Below are 15,217 nucleotides of genomic sequence, written 5' to 3' on the forward strand. Positions count from 1 at the left end.
TCCGGACATCAGGAAAACGAGGGTTGGCAGGCGAGCAGGGCAGCACCACGTGCGCCACCGGCATCGCCGAAGCGTGGCGGCACGATGGGCGGTACCTGCACGCCGTTGAACAGATGCGCGGCGATGGCCGCAGGCAACTGCTGGTACAGCGGTGCGTACTGCGAAAGACCACCGCCGAGCACGATCACGTGCGGGTCCAGCGCCAGCACCAGCGCGGCCAGGCTGTGGCCGAGCAGGTCGCGATGGATGTCCAGCGCCCTGCGTGCGCGGGCATCGCCGGCTTCGGCCAGTGCGATCACTGCGCTGGCGTCGGCGGCGCTGCCACCGAGGTGGCGTTCGATCATTGCCACGCCACTACCGGACACGTAGCGCTCCACGCAGCCCTGCAGGCCGCAGGCGCAGTCGATCAGCGGCAGGCCGTGGCGCTGCAGCAGGTGGCCCGGCACGCTCCAGTGGCCCCATTCGCCGGCCAGGCCGTTGAAGCCGGACAACAGGCGGCCCTGCAGGCAGAAGCCGCCACCGGCACCGGTGCCGAGGATGGCGCCGAACATGCTGGGGTAGCCATCGGCGGCGCCACCATGCGCCTCTGACAGGGCAAAGCACTGCAGGTCATTGCCGAAATGCAGCGGTCTTTGCAGGCGTGCCTGCAGATCAGCCGCCACGCTGTGGCCGGTCAGCGCGGGAACGTTCGCGCTGAGCTGGCGGCCGCTGCGGCGGTCGCGCACGCCGGGCAGCGCAATGCCGATGGCCGCGTCACTGCGGCCCAGCGCCGCATCGGCCTCGACCACCAGTTCCACCACCGCCTGCAGGAAACCGTCGTAGTCACCCTGCGGGGTGGCCACGCGGCGGCGCCAGCTGACCTGCATCGCCGCATCGCACGCCACCAGTTCGATCTTGGTGCCGCCAATGTCGATGCCGTAGCAGGCGTGGGCGATCAGCTCAGCCATGGTGGATGGTGACGCCCTTGACGACGCGGTTGACGGTGCCGTCCGGGAACGGATTGTCGGGGGTCAGCCCGAGCGCAGCCGAGCGCTGCAGCGCGAACAGCTGCGCAAAGCCCAGCCACACCGGCGCCAGCCACGGATCATCCAGTGCCGGTACGGTAAGGGTGTATTCGTCATCGGCGCCGATATCCGAATGCGGGCCGATTGCCAGTACCTGGCCGGCCACGCCATCGCGGCGCAGTTCTTCCAGCAGGTCCTGTTCGTAGCGGCGCGCCAGCGGCTGCACGCTGCGCAGCACCACCACCAGGGTGTTGCCATCCAGCGTCGACTTCGGGCCATGACGGAAGCCCAGCGGCGTGTTGGCCAGCGCCAGCACGCGGCCGGCGGTCAGTTCCAGCACCTTCAGCGCGCACTCGCGTGCCAGCGCTTCCAGCGGGCCGCTGCCGAGGTAGATGATGCGGTTGAACGGGCGCTGCGCCAGCGCCGCCACCGGTGCATCCCACTGTGCCTGGCCTTCGCGGGCCAGCGCGGCAATCTGTTTCAGACGCGCGATACGCGCATCCCACGGCGAACGATCAAACACGGTCAGCGCGGCCAGCAGCATGCAGGTCAGGCTGCTGGTCATGGCGAAGGCACGGTCGCAGCTGGCCGACGGCATCAGCAGGGTGCAGGTATCGGCACGGCCGGCGCCACGACGGGCCAGTTCGCCATCGGCGTTGCAAGTGATGTCGAGGAAGCGCGCGTCATCCACGTCGCTACGCACGCGGTCCACCGCCGCCACGCTCTCCGGGCTGGAGCCGCTGCGGCCGAACGAGACCAGCAGGGTCGGGCGGTCGCGCTGCAGGTACAGCGCCGGGTGGGTCAGCAGGCTGGTGGTGTGCACCACGCGCACTTCGGCCGGCCATTGCGCATTGATCGCATCGGCCACCATTTCGGCGATGAAGCCTGAGCTGCCGGCGCCGGTGAACAGCACGCGCTGGTTGGGATTGTTGAGGCTGTCGCCAAGGAAGGCCTGCAGGCGGTCGCGGGCACGCGACAGGTCCTGTGCGAGGGCTTCCCACAGCGCAGGCTGCTGGGCGATTTCGGTAGCGGTATCGGCTCCGCCAAGGCGCTGCCAGGCGGACACATCGGAAAGCAGGGTGACGTCCATTCAGAGGTTCCAGTTGGGCCAGCGCACCATCTGCGTTTTCTTTCGAAATGTCAAATACCGAAAGTAAAAAGAAAGATATCGCGGTGATGACTTTCCTCGCGCGGCATGACTCTGGAAACGAAAGAAACCGCCGGATGCCGTATCGCACAATGCTTAACAGGCGCCTGCAAGCGGTTACACAAAGTATTGCACCGCAACAACTTTCGTTTCATCTAAATATATCTTCCTTTTTCCTTTCAATTTGTTGACATCTTTCGAATCGCTGCCCTAGAGTCGGCCCAACCGCTTTCGAAACGCCCGGTGAACGGGTTGGGAGTCCGTGTGGAAATCTGCGTTCGTCGTTCGCCACTGCTGCTGGCCCTGTTGCCGGCACTGCTGTCGGCGTCCCTGTCGGCCCAGGCCGCACCGGTCGGCAACCTGCGCTCGGTCAGCGCCAGTGCCAGCACCGACGGTGTAAATGGCTGGGACCTGCAGACCGACAACGGCACGCGCATCCGCATTGAACTGCCGGCCACCGACATCATCCGCGTGCAGGCCGGCCGAAACGGCAAGCTCACCGGTGCTGGCGACAAGGCGGCGCCGATCGTGCTGCCGCAGCCCAAGGCGAACGTGCAGGCGCAGCTGGAAGAAGACGCACAGGAAATACGCGTGCGCACCGATGCACTGGTGCTGCATGTGCAGCGGCAGCCGTTGCGCCTGCGCCTGGAGCGCCTGGACAACGGTCAGCCCACCGCGCTCTGGCAGGAACTGCAGCCGCTGGACCTGGATGCCGCGCAGAGCGTGCAGGTGCTGTCCTCGCAGGCCGATGAAGGCTATTACGGCGGTGGCCAGCAGAACGGCCGCTACCAGTTCAAGGGCCGCGAGCTGGAAGTGTCCTATTCCGGCGGTTGGGAAGAGGGTGACCGCCCCAGCCCGGCACCGATGCTGCTGAGCAGCCGTGGCTGGGGCATGCTGCGCAATACGTGGAGCGATGGCAGCTACGACCTGCGGCAGAGCGACCAGGCCACCCTGCTGCATCGCGAAGACCGCTTCGATGCGTACTACTTCGTTGGCGCCGATCTGCCGAAGCTGATCGAGCGCTACACCCAGCTGACCGGCCGCCCGAACATGGTCGCGCGCTGGGCGCTGTCCTACGGCGATGCCGATTGCTACAACGACGGCGACAACAGCAAGAAGCCCGGCACCGTGCCCGAGGGCTGGAGCGACGGCCCGACCGGCACCACCCCCGACGTGATCGACAGCGTAGCCAAGCAGTATCGCGCCAATGACATGCCCGGCGGCTGGATCCTGCCCAACGATGGCTATGGCTGCGGCTACAAGCAGTTGCCGGAGACGGTGAAGGGGCTGGCCGGGTACGGTTTCCGCACCGGCCTATGGACCGAAAACGGCGTCGACAAGATCGCCTGGGAAGTAGGCAAGGCCGGCAGCCGCGTGCAGAAACTGGACGTGGCCTGGACCGGCAAGGGCTACCAGTTCGCGATGGATGCCAACCGCCAGGCGTTCAACGGCATCCTCGACAATTCCGATTCGCGCCCGTTCCTGTGGACGGTAATGGGCTGGGCCGGCATCCAGCGCTATGCCGTGGCGTGGACCGGCGACCAGAGCAGCAGCTGGGACTACATCCGCTGGCATGTGCCGACCCTGGTGGGTTCGGGCCTGTCCGGCATGGCCTACGCCAGTGGCGATGTGGACGCGATCTTCGGCGGCAGCGCCGAGACCTTCACCCGCGACCTGCAGTGGAAGGCGTTCACCCCGGTGCTGATGGGCATGAGTGGCTGGTCGTCGAATGCGCGCAAGCACCCGTGGTGGTACGACGAGCCCTACCGCAGCATCAACCGCGATTACCTGAAGTTGAAGATGCGCCTGACCCCGTACATGTACGGGCTGGTGCACGAGGCCGCACAGACCGGTGCACCGCCGGTGCGTGGCCTGATGTGGGACAACCCGCGCGATCCGCACGCGCAGGATGAAACCTACAAGTACCAGTTCCTGCTCGGCCGCGACCTGCTGGTTGCACCGGTGTACCGCAGCCAGGCCGCCAGCCGTGGCTGGCGCCGCGACATCCACCTGCCCGCCGGCGGCTGGATCGACTACTGGGACGGCCGCCGCGTGCAGGCCGCCGCCGATGGCCGCCAGCTGGACCGCCAGGTGGACCTGGCCACGCTGCCGGTGTTCGTGCGTGCCGGTGCGATCCTGCCGATGTACCCGTCGATGCTGTTCGACGGCGAGAAACCTCTCGATGAAGTGACCTTCGACCTGTACCCGCAGGGTGATTCGCAGTACACGCTGTACGAAGATGATGGCAACACCCGCCGCTACCAGCAGGGCGAATCGAGCACGCAGCGGATCAGTGTGCAGGCGCCGGCACAGGGCAGTGGCCCGGTGCAGGTGCAGATCGATGCGGTACAGGGCCAGTACAACGGCCAGCTGGCACAGCGCCGCTATGGCCTGCGCGTGCTCAGCCGGCAGGCGCCGCGTGCGGTGCAGGCCGCTGGCCGCGCGCTGCCGGCGCTGGCCGACGCGACCGCATTCAACAGCGCCAGCGAGGGTTGGTACTTCGATGCCAAGGAGCGTCGCGGCACCCTGCATGTACGCACCGCGGCGCAGGACATCCGCCAGCCGCTGCAGCTGCAGCTGGACTTCGCCGTCGCCGCAGCGGCCGCCGACGATGCCTATCCGGCCGCACCGGTGCTGGGCCGCGAACTGCCGGCCGACAGCCTGCTGGTGGTCAACCGTCCGGCCGAAGAACCCGGCCATGCGCTGGAAAATGCCTTCGACGACGATCCGGCCACCTGGTTCCGAAGCGTGCGCAACCAGGCTGTGCGCACCGGTGCGCATGAGTGGGTGATCGGTTTCGGCGAACGGAAGATGATCGATGGCATCGACATCGCGCCGCGCAACGACAAGAACTGGAAGCACGGCCAGGTGCGCGACTACGAGGTGTACCTGGGCGACAGCAATGGCGAGTGGGGTGAACCGATTGCCCGCGGCCACCTGCAGCTGAAGGAAGGCACGCAGCGCATCGACTTCCCGGCCCACGCCGGCCGCCTGCTGCGCTTCCGCGTGCTGAGCGTGCAGAACCCCGAGGGCGACGGCGCCAGCAGCACCGACCCGATGGTGACTGCTGCACAGGGCAGCGCCCGCGCCTTCGATGCGCTGCAGCCGCGCGACGTCGGCCCGATCGCCTTGTCCACCTTCCATATTCTCGAACACCAGGAACCGGAGCGACCGGCCCGGCAGCGCTATCTCTCCGAGCTGCCGGTGCCGGCCGCGCTGGCCAGCCAGCTGCGCACCGACCAATCGTTCCGTGGCGACGCCGGCATGCGCATGAACGGCCTGCAGTTCCGCCGTGGCCTGGGCGTCGGCGCCAACAGCCGCATCGACCTGCGCCTGCAGGGCGGCTGGCATCTGCTGCGAGCCGACCTCGGTATCGACGACGCCTGCCGCACTGCCGGTGGCCTGCAGTTCCAGGTCTGGGGTGACAACCGCCTGCTGTACGACAGCGGCCTGGTGAAGGCGCCCGGCGTGGTCAAGCCGGAGCTGGATATCCGAGGCCTTTCCACCCTGAGCCTGCGCACGCTGGGTGCGCAGGGCAGCCAACCCGCCCAGGTCTGTGCCAACTGGGCCAATGCCGTGCTGATCGGCCAGGAGGGCGACTCCGCCAGCCTCGTCGCCCCATGACCCCCTCGTAACACCGCTCCTCCCCCCGCCCATTCCGACTGCGGCCCTCATGGCCGTGGCCCGGGAGCGTTTTGCCCGCCGATTCATCATTCGCGCCGCACCCCTGCCAGGAGAGAACCCCGATGTTGCCCGCACGCCACCACCGCCCCCCCTGTCGTTCCATCGCCCCGCTGACGCTGGCCATTGCCGGCGTACTGCTCTCGGTCGCCGTTCCTGCCGTTGCTCAAGAGAGCAAGGACAAGGCCACCGACCTGGCCCGCATCGAGGTCACCGGTTCCAACATCCGCCGCACCGACGTTGAAACCGCGTCGCCGGTGCAGGTGATCAGCAAGCAGGACATCCAGAACATGGGTGCGCGCACGCTGCTGCAGGTGCTCGACAACCTGCCGGCCGCACGTCCGGCGCAGCAGGATGCGCGCTCACTGTTCACCGGTTCCGACGGTGCTTCGCAGGCCAACCTGCGTGGTCTGGGCGCACAGGGCACGCTGGTGCTGCTGAACGGTCGCCGCCTGTCGTACTACGGTGCGCCGGCAGGCTTCCAGACCCAGTTCGTCAACATCGATGCGATTCCGGCTGCGGCCATCGAGCGCATGGAAGTGCTTACCGACGGCGCTTCGGCCGTGTACGGCACCGACGCGGTGGCCGGCGTGATCAACGTGATCACCAAGCGTAACTTCCAGGGTGCCGAGGTCAGCTTCACCAACGACACCTCCTCGCGCATCGACTCCTACGGCGAGCGCCAGGCCAGCATCACCGCCGGCTTCGGCGACCTGACCGAGAACCGCTTCAACATCTACGGCGCGGTGAACATGTACCGCCGCGACGCGATTCCGCTCAGCGATTTCTACGACAAGCGGCCCGACCAGTACTACGTCAACAATCCGAACTATCTCAACAACCTGCGCCTGGGCGTGGGCAGCAGGCCGGGGGAGTTCAACCCGGGCAGCTATTTCGCCTTCGATCCGGTCACCGGTCGCCGCGTGCAGGAAGCCGCACCGGGCTGCAAGAACGTGCTGACCAGTGAGGCGGCCGGTCCGCGTTGTGTCTGGGAAACCTGGATGAACAACGAGATCGATGCCGGCGCCAAGTCCGAGCGCAACACCGCCTACCTCAACGGCACCTTCCTGGTGGGTGAGAGCACCGAGATCTTCGCCGAGGCGACCTACACCGACATCGACCTGCGCGCCAACGGCGGCACGCCGCGCACCTACGGCACCACCACCGGCAACCCGACCAGCTGGTTCTCGCGCAACACCGGCAACAACGTCAACCAGTTCCTGTACCCGTTCCTGGGCCCGAACAACGAGTACAACCACGCAAGCCCTGAAATGAAGGCGATGATGGGCGGAGTGGTCGGCCTGAACTACCTGCTGCAGGATGCCGGCGCCAACTACTTCGGCCAGCGCAACACCGACAAGAGCTACCGCGTGCTGGCCGGTGCGCGCGGCAGCAGGGGGGACTGGAACTGGGAGACCGCGTTCGCCAGCGCGGGTACCCACTCCACCACCTATCAGACGATCAACGTCAATACCAAGGGCTTCGAGAAGGCCTTCGGTCCGTACACGATCGATCCGGGTACCGGCCGCGTGATCATCTCCGACCACCCGGCGTACAAGTTCGGCGAGATCAGCGAAGCCAACGCTGCATTGATCCGTGAAGCGTTCCCGACCTTCGACATCCAGTCGTGGACCCGCCTGCACACCCTGGACGGCAAGATCGAAGGCCCGCTGTTCCAGCTGCCGGCCGGTGAGATGCGCGCCGCGTTTGGCTTCAACGCCAGCCGTGAGACCTTCTATACCCCGGGCAACGCCGATGCGGCCAACGGCCTGATCACCCAGCAGGGTGGTTCCTGGTTCGATGGCAAGCGCAACACCTACGCGCTGTTCGCCGAGACCGTGGCGCCGATCACCGACAAGCTGGAACTGGATGCGGCGGTGCGCGTGGACAAGTACCCGAACTTCAGCGCCAACATCGCGCCGAAGATCGGCTTCAAGTACCAGGCGTTCGATCAGCTGATGCTGCGCGGCACCTACTCCACCGGCTTCCGTGCACCGAGCCTGGCCGAGTCCGGCAACGGCGGCGTGTTCGCGCAGCTGGGCGGCTACCGTGACGAGCTGCGCTGCAACGAGACCAACGCCATCGCCAACCTGCTGCTGAGGTCGCAGCGCCCGGGTGACGTGGATCTCGGCAAGAACCTGCTGAACGTCGATTGCAGCCGCACCGTGGCACGCATGACCCAGCCGAACAAGGACCTGAAGCCGGAGAAGGCGAAGATCGCTACCCTTGGTTTCGTCTACGAGCCGGCAACCTGGCTGTCGGTGTCGGCCGACTACTGGTTCATCTACCGCGACAATGAAATCGTTGCGCCTGACTACCGCCGCATGGAAGACATCATCTCCTCGTCGCGTTCGCCGATCACCGACAGCGACCGTGCCAACCTGGCGCAGCTGGCGGCGATGTGTGCCGACCCGGCCAGTGGCGTGAACTGTCCCTCGACGCTGCCAGGCTACTCCGCCGGCAACGTGGCCAGCGTGGTGGGCCAGTACAAGAACCGTGGCAAGACGCTGATCGACGGCTTCGACATCGACGCGCGCAGCCGCTTCTCGCTGGGTGACTGGGGCAACCTGAACATCGGTCTGGCTGCCACCATCGCCAACCGCAACCGCTTCTACATGGATGAAGCGAGCGGCTGGTACTACGGCGATGTGGTGGGCTATTACAACAACCCGCGCCTGCGTGCCACGCTCAATGCCGACTGGACCTACAAGCAGGTCACCACCAGCATGTTCGTCAACTACGTGGGTGGCACCAAGTGGGCTACCGACCAGGTCGACGAAAAGAGCAACAACAAGGAAACCTGCACCGGCGGCTACCTGGCCCTGCAGAAGAGCAAGTGTGATGGTGCACCGTCATGGTGGACCGCCAACATGAGCGTCACCTGGCGCCCGGATGATGCGTGGAACCTGAGCTTCACGGTCAAGAACCTGTTCAACCGCCTGCCGTTCTACGACCCGAACAGCTTCCTGGGTGACTCCAGTGACTACGCAACGATCTTCGGTCGTGGTTACAGTGTGACTGTCGGTTACCGGTTCAAGTAATTCCGTTTGCGTGACCTGGCGTGCCGGCTGCGGCCGGCACGCTGCCAAGAGGAGAGATGTTTGCCATGAAGCGTAGGGAATTCATCGCGGCCAGCGCCGCTGTCGCCGCCAGCAGCCTGCTGCCGCAGACCCCGGCCTGGGCACGCGGGCGCAAGGTGCGCCTGGCCATGATCGGTACCGGCATGCGTGGCCTGGTGCTGCTGAAGGAACTGGTGCGCCGCGAAGACGTCGAGGTTGTCGCCGTCTGCGATATCGAGCCGATCATGCTCGGCCGCGCCGTGGAGATGGTCAGCAAGGCCGGCAAACCGGCCCCGAAGACCTACGGCCAGGACCGCGACACCAACGCTTGGAAGCGCCTGCTGGAACAGAAGGGCATCGATGGCGTGATCATCGCCACGCCGTGGGAGTACCACGCGCCGATGGCGATTGCCGCGATGCAGGCTGGCGTGGCAGTGGGCTGTGAAGTGGTGGCCGGCATCACCCTGCAGGATCACTGGGACGTGTTGAAGACCCAGCTGAGTACCGGCACCCCGTACATGCTGCTGGAGAACGTCTGCTACCGCCGCGATGTGATGGCCGCACTGCAGATGGTGCGCCAGGGGCTGTTCGGCGAGCTGGTGCACCTGCAGGCCGGCTACCAGCACGACCTGCGCGGCGTGAAGTTCAATTCCGGTGACCCGAACCAGCCCTACGACAGCGGCGTGGAGTTCGGCTCCAAGGGCTGGAGCGAAGCACGCTGGCGTACCGAGCATTCGGTGGAGCGCAATGGTGAGCTCTACCCCAGCCACGGCATCGGCCCGTGCGCGATGTACACCGGCATCAACCGTGGCAACCGCTTCACCCACATCAATGCCTTCGCGACCAAGGCACGCGGCCTGCACGAATACACCGTGGCCAAGAGCGGCGGCACCACCCACCCCAGCACCAAGGTGAAGTTCAAGCTGGGTGACATCGTGACCACCACGCTGGCCTGCGAGAACGGCGAAACCATCCTGCTGCAGCACGATACTTCACTGCCGCGACCGTACTCGATGGGCTTCCGCGTGCAGGGCACCAAGGGCCTGTGGATGGATGTGAACCATTCGATCCACATCGAAGGCCGCAGCCCGCCGCACCAGTGGGAAGAGTTCAAGAAGTACCAGGACGAGTACGAACATCCGCTGTGGAAGCAGAATGCCGACACCGCCGCCAGTGCTGGTCACGGTGGCATGGACTGGTTCGTCATCCACGCCTTCGTGGAGGCGCTGAAGGCCAAGGCACCGATGCCGATCGATATCTATGACGCGGTTACATGGAGCGCGATCACGCCGCTGAGCGAGCAGTCGATCGCCAACAGCTTCCAGACGCTGGAGTTCCCGGACTTCACCGCCGGTGCGTGGAAGCAGCGTAAGCCGATTTTTGCGTTCGACGGCAGGTATTGATCCGCTCTCTGTAGAGTCGAGTCATGCTGGACTGTTTTGAACACAACGCCGGGCGTCGCCCGGCGTTGCTGTTGTAGAGCCGAGCCCACGCTCAGCTGTTTCTTCTACCGCCTACACTAAGGCCCCACCACTGGCGGATGCCCAGACCATGCCATGGCAGAAGATCAGTGACCTGCCGGACCAGCGTTTCATCGGTCCGTATGGCATCGAATTCTGGCGTATCCACGAGGGCCAGGTGTTCCACCAGAGCCGGCTGCTGCGCAAAGCTGATGCAGCGAGCTTCGAGTTCATTCCGGCGCACTACTTCATCGGTCGCGATGCGCACGCGGTCTATCATGCTTGGACCCGGCAGACCTCCATCGACCGGGACAGCATTCGTCAATGTGGCGCGTACTGGCTGGACAACCACGCCGTCTACTTCGAGCACGAGACCTCGCTGAAGGCGATGGCCGAGGCAGATTGCACGACGTTCCGCGATCTCGGAGGCGGCTACGGTGCCGATGACCATGGCGGCTGGTACTGCGGCCGGCGGATGAAGCACTGCCTGCGTGGCGAGCTGCTGCAAGGGATGCCACAGGACCCGCGGTACGCCGTTGATGACAGCAACGTCTACTGCGACGGGAAGCCGCTGCCCGGGGTGGATCGCGCGCGCTGGCGGCTGCTTGACGGGTACTTCTCGGGGGATGGCAGCCGGGTCTACTACCTGGAGCGGAAGCTGCCCCGGGTGGATGTGGCGACGTGGCGCTGGCTGGAGGGGCGCTGGTCGCGGGATGCGACGCAGTTGTTCAACATGTATCTGGTCGAGAAGGACCCTGAGGTGCGGGCGCTGTATGGGTTTGAGTGACTGGGGCGCGCGGAGGCATCGCGATGCTGATCAGCCATGGCGCTGTGCCGCCAGCTGAAGCTGTTGGCGGTGGGGCTCTGGGAGCCGAGGTGCTGCTGGGGGAGGCATCCTGCAGAGAGGCGAGGTCTGCAAGCGCAGAGGGGAGCAGGGAAAGATGGCGCGCCCGGAGGGATTCGAACCCCCGACCAATGGCTTCGGAAGCCACTACTCTATCCGGCTGAGCTACGGGCGCGTTGTACTGCCACTACCGGTCACCCGGTGGTAGCCGGGGATTCTAGCGAACTCCGCGGGAAAAATCTGCCCTGGCGGCCGGGGGGAGGCCTGGCAGGGCAGGGGGCCGCATGTCCAGAGGCTCTATTGTCAGTCGTTTCCGAACAGATCGCGGGTATAGACCTTCTCTGAAACATCCGAAATCTCCGGCGACAGCCGATTGGCCAGGATCACGTCACACTCGCCCTTGAAGCGCTCCAGGTCATTGTTTACTCGGGAATTGTAGAAGTGCGGGACCTGCAGGACGGGCTCGTGGACGACCACTTCGATGCCTTTGGCCTTGATCCGCTTCATCACGCCTTGGATGGCCGAGGCGCGGAAATTGTCCGAGCCGGACTTCATGACCAGGCGGTAGATGCCGACCACACTGGGCGAACGCCGGATCACGTCATCGGCAATGAAGTCCTTGCGGGTGCGGTTGGCTTCCACGATGGCGTGGATGAGGTTCTGCGGCACATCGCTGTAGTTGGCCAGCAGCTGCTTCGTATCCTTGGGCAGGCAATAGCCGCCATAGCCGAACGAAGGATTGTTGTAATGCCCGCCGATGCGCGGGTCCAGACTCACGCCATCAATGATCTGGCGCGTGTCCAGCCCATGCGACGCGGCGAAGGTGTCCAGTTCGTTGAAGTAGGCAACGCGCATGGCGAGGTAGGTATTGGCGAACAGCTTAATCGCCTCGGCCTCCGTGGAATCGGTGAACAGGGTAGGCACGTCCTTGCTCACCGCGCCTTCCTGCAGCAGTCCGGCAAACGTCCTCGCACGCTCCGAACGCTCGCCCACGATGATCCGGCTGGGGTGCAGGTTGTCGTACAGAGCCTTACCTTCGCGCAGGAACTCGGGTGAGAAGATGATGTTGCCGGTGCCGAAGCGTTCGCGAAGCTCGTCCGTGCAGCCCACCGGGATGGTCGACTTGATGACCATCACCGCATCGGGGTTGATTGCCACGACATCGCGGACAACCGATTCCACCGACCCGGTATTGAAATAGTTGCTCTGCGGATCATAGTCCGTGGGCGTGGCAATGATCACGAAAGCGGCGCTGGCATAGGCATCCTGCGGATCGAGCGTCGCCCGGAGATTCAGAGACCGCTGCGCCAGATACTCCTCGATCTCGCGATCTTCGATGGGAGCCTTGCGGGAGTTGAGCAGCTGGACGCGACCTGCATCGATGTCGAGCGCCACTACTTCGTGATTCTGCGCAAGCAGAACAGCATTGGAGAGGCCAACGTAGCCGGTGCCGACGACGGAAATTTTCATTTAAGTGTCCCAGACGCCGTGGCGCCAGGTGAACTGCGTATTCAGAGAAATTGAAAGCTGAGGATCAAGAATCCATCCAGATTCCTTCGCCGGAGTAACTAGCCAGCGGAAAGAAAGTCCCTGATCGATTGAAGGAGTTTTTCTCTTTCCAAAGATCCCACCTTTGCGGGACCACGGTTGTGGGCTAGCGCGTTCTTCATCGCCACTGCAAATTCATCAGCGGAGGAGCATACAAAAATACCCGGAACCATCGAAAACTCAGCGGCAGTATCAACCTGGTGATCATTGACGTGTTCGCCGAGCCTGTGCTGCCGAGGGATGATCACCGCAGGTACGCCTTCCTCAAGCGCACGAATGATGTTTCCCATTCCTGCATGTGTAACCAGCACATCACACTCTGAAATCCTCCTGGAAAACTCGGGCATGCTGATCATGGCTGCGCCGCCGAAAGACGGAGCACTCGAGGACGGCCCCGATTGCGCATATCCAACAGCTTCGCTGTTCACGGAAAGCCACTTGGAAACGTAGTCTATGAGCCTCGGGAAGGGCGCTTGAGTGCCCACGGAAGCAAAGATCTGAATCATATTATTTTTCCGCAGTAGAGCACCTTGTGGCCGTCAGCAAGGCTTGGCCATTGCGTGAATACCTGATGCGATACTCGAAGGGCAATTCTTCCCGACACCGACAATCTTCGGGTGTTGGCTATGCTGTCAATCCACAGCGTTCTAGCGCCAACGAATCGACCGGCAATAATTCCTATGATGCCAGGGGCGGCCCCGGTAGATATGATGTGCGTGGGCCGAAGGAAAAGGACCTTGAAGAAGACCTTCGGGATCCCCATCAGTGCCGCGAACGGGGATTGCCGATTGAAATCAGGAAGAGACACCACTGCGTCGTAGACGTCGCCCTTCAATTCCTGCTCGGCAGCTACCGTGGCAAGAGTCAGCGTACCACTGGTCCTTGCCGCAACTGCGATGCGCTGCATCTGCACCAAATGGCCTCCACCCGAACAGATGAGCAGTACCCGCTTATCCATTGAGCACTCCGGAAAGTGCGCTTGCCTGGGAAAGCCATCGCTCATTCTTCAGCTGCAGGCCTCGCCTGGATGCCTCCTCAAATGCGGGGATATCGGAGAGCACCTCCAGAATTCCTTCTGATATCGATCGTGCGTCAAGTGTATCCACGAACTTTGCGCCAAGAAAAAGTTCCCGAAGTGTCGGTGTGTCGGAAAGAACCATGGCCTTCCGAAAGCTGATGGCCTCGTTGGCAACGCTGAGCTGGACATTTGATCGGGTAGTAAGGCCAAGGACCGCGCCGCAATTGGCCAGAAGGTTGTCGAAATCCTCCAGCGGCATGAATCCAGTGAATCTTACATTGCTCGGTGCCATCGCAATGGTGTCGTTTGAAATCTTTCCATCAAAACGCCCAGTCACATGGAATTCGACATCAGGGGTCAACCTGGCAGCCTCAAACACAACTTCTATCGGTTCATCCTCGTCAAACGAGCAAGGGAACAAAACGGATCGGCTGAAACCTTCCCTGCCAGTTACCACGGCTTCATCGGCCGCGCGATCCTCGAGTACGAGGATGTTGCGCAGATTCGAGAAAATCGCTTGACACTCACGGCGCACTTGTTCGTTGTGAACGATCACCGCATCCGCCTTCGACATGCAGAAATTCAAGGCAGGGAAGGCGAGCCATTTCTTTCGGAAATAGCTGTTGTGCACATCGATTACTACTTTGACTTCTTCTCCATGAAGAATCTTGTAAAGTGCAGCCAAGTAGACAAGAAAGCTCGGTGGAGCCTGAATCCAGACTGTTTTCGGGGCTCCAAGGGCCATGTGCCACATGGTTTTGAGTATCCGCGCCATATAATCAAAGGCCATGAGCTTTCGGCTTTTGAATACTTTTGGGAAATATGCGATGTCATAACCCCAGTGCGCCTTCATTGTCTCTGCGCGACGCTGGAAGCCGACCCAGGCGATCATTGAGCTGCTTTTTTTCATATCGAGAAATGCACGGGGAATGAGGCGGTGTACTGAATGTCAGGTGATCTGCTTCCAATTCTACGCGCGGGTGAGCCGGCGACGATGGCAAAATCTTCCACCGGCTTGGTTACGATGCTGCCCGGATAGACAATTGCTCCGCGCCCGATGCTGGCCCCTGGCATGATTCGGACTCCCGGGAACAACCATGCATCATCACCAATAGTGACTTCGCTACAGAAGACCCGTGCATGAGGATCCTTCATGTCATGGCCCATGGTGTATATCCTGCAATCATGGGAGATGTTCACGTTTGATCCTATGGTCACGCCGCCTCGATTATCAATGAAACACCACCTGTTAATGGTTGTATTGCTTCCGATGCGGCACTTCCCGAGGTCAAAGAATCTCACGAACCCGTGAATGGTCGCCCCGCTTCCGATGGGGCCGAAAGCCAGGGAAACAATAAATCGTCGAACAGGGAAAAAGAAGGCTGCGCTGAGTACGATATTGGAAAATTCGACGGCAAGCTTCTTGACGGTCAGCCGGGCGCTCAATTTTCGCCTC

11 protein-coding genes and 1 tRNA gene are annotated in these 15,217 nt (G+C 63.2%); 4 read left to right on the top strand and 8 right to left on the bottom strand.

All coding sequences use genetic code 11. The annotated features are described in order from the left end of the window. Positions 1 to 8: 8 nt before the first annotated feature. On the bottom strand, positions 9 to 947 hold the full coding sequence (locus AC13GA_RS11605; RefSeq protein ID WP_482998173.1) for an ROK family protein: 939 nt from the start codon (positions 945 to 947) through the stop codon (positions 9 to 11). Beyond that, positions 940 to 2,094: an SIS domain-containing protein gene (locus tag AC13GA_RS11610; protein WP_482998174.1), complete on the bottom strand. Its 1,155-nt coding sequence runs from the start codon at positions 2,092 to 2,094 to the stop codon at positions 940 to 942. The genes AC13GA_RS11605 and AC13GA_RS11610 overlap by 8 nt, the downstream gene beginning before the upstream one ends. Positions 2,095 to 2,415: 321 nt before the next feature. On the opposite strand from AC13GA_RS11610, the gene AC13GA_RS11615 reads away from it, so the two are divergent. The 4 genes from AC13GA_RS11615 (at position 2,416) to AC13GA_RS11630 (ending at position 11,138) form a co-directional block, all read left to right on the top strand. After that, positions 2,416 to 5,775, top strand: a complete 3,360-nt coding sequence (locus AC13GA_RS11615; protein ID WP_482998175.1) for a TIM-barrel domain-containing protein — start codon at positions 2,416 to 2,418, stop codon at positions 5,773 to 5,775. Between the two features lie 122 nt (positions 5,776 to 5,897). Then, the gene (locus AC13GA_RS11620) at positions 5,898 to 8,873 is read left to right on the top strand and encodes a TonB-dependent receptor plug domain-containing protein (protein WP_482998176.1); all 2,976 of its coding nucleotides are present in this window, start codon (positions 5,898 to 5,900) and stop codon (positions 8,871 to 8,873) included. A gap of 65 nt (positions 8,874 to 8,938) precedes the next feature. Then, the gene (locus AC13GA_RS11625) at positions 8,939 to 10,294 is read left to right on the top strand and encodes a Gfo/Idh/MocA family protein (RefSeq protein ID WP_482998177.1); all 1,356 of its coding nucleotides are present in this window, start codon (positions 8,939 to 8,941) and stop codon (positions 10,292 to 10,294) included. 148 nt (positions 10,295 to 10,442) lie between these two features. After that, the gene (locus tag AC13GA_RS11630) at positions 10,443 to 11,138 is read left to right on the top strand and encodes a DKNYY domain-containing protein (protein ID WP_482998178.1); all 696 of its coding nucleotides are present in this window, start codon (positions 10,443 to 10,445) and stop codon (positions 11,136 to 11,138) included. Between the two features lie 155 nt (positions 11,139 to 11,293). Here the strand turns inward: AC13GA_RS11630 and AC13GA_RS11635 are convergent. The 6 genes from AC13GA_RS11635 to AC13GA_RS11660 all read right to left on the bottom strand — a co-directional run bounded on the left by AC13GA_RS11635 (position 11,294) and on the right by AC13GA_RS11660 (position 15,207). Then, positions 11,294 to 11,370: transfer RNA gene (locus tag AC13GA_RS11635), tRNA-Arg, on the bottom strand. A gap of 128 nt (positions 11,371 to 11,498) precedes the next feature. Continuing rightward, on the bottom strand, positions 11,499 to 12,665 hold the full coding sequence (locus tag AC13GA_RS11640) for a nucleotide sugar dehydrogenase (protein ID WP_482998179.1): 1,167 nt from the start codon (positions 12,663 to 12,665) through the stop codon (positions 11,499 to 11,501). Between the two features lie 98 nt (positions 12,666 to 12,763). Beyond that, on the bottom strand, positions 12,764 to 13,249 hold the full coding sequence (locus AC13GA_RS11645) for a glycosyltransferase (RefSeq protein WP_482998180.1): 486 nt from the start codon (positions 13,247 to 13,249) through the stop codon (positions 12,764 to 12,766). After that, entirely contained in the window at positions 13,246 to 13,701 is a 456-nt protein-coding gene (locus tag AC13GA_RS11650; protein ID WP_482998181.1) for a hypothetical protein, read from the bottom strand. The genes AC13GA_RS11645 and AC13GA_RS11650 overlap by 4 nt, the downstream gene beginning before the upstream one ends. Beyond that, positions 13,694 to 14,653: a glycosyltransferase family protein gene (locus AC13GA_RS11655; RefSeq protein ID WP_482998182.1), complete on the bottom strand. Its 960-nt coding sequence runs from the start codon at positions 14,651 to 14,653 to the stop codon at positions 13,694 to 13,696. The genes AC13GA_RS11650 and AC13GA_RS11655 overlap by 8 nt, the downstream gene beginning before the upstream one ends. 14 nt (positions 14,654 to 14,667) lie before the next feature. After that, positions 14,668 to 15,207 carry an acyltransferase gene (locus AC13GA_RS11660; RefSeq protein ID WP_482998183.1) on the bottom strand — a complete coding sequence of 180 codons (540 nt, stop codon included), beginning with the start codon at positions 15,205 to 15,207 and terminating at the stop codon, positions 14,668 to 14,670. Between the last annotated feature and the right edge of the window lie 10 nt (positions 15,208 to 15,217).

It is taken from the genome of Stenotrophomonas sp. 22DLJC03 (genome assembly GCF_056861405.1).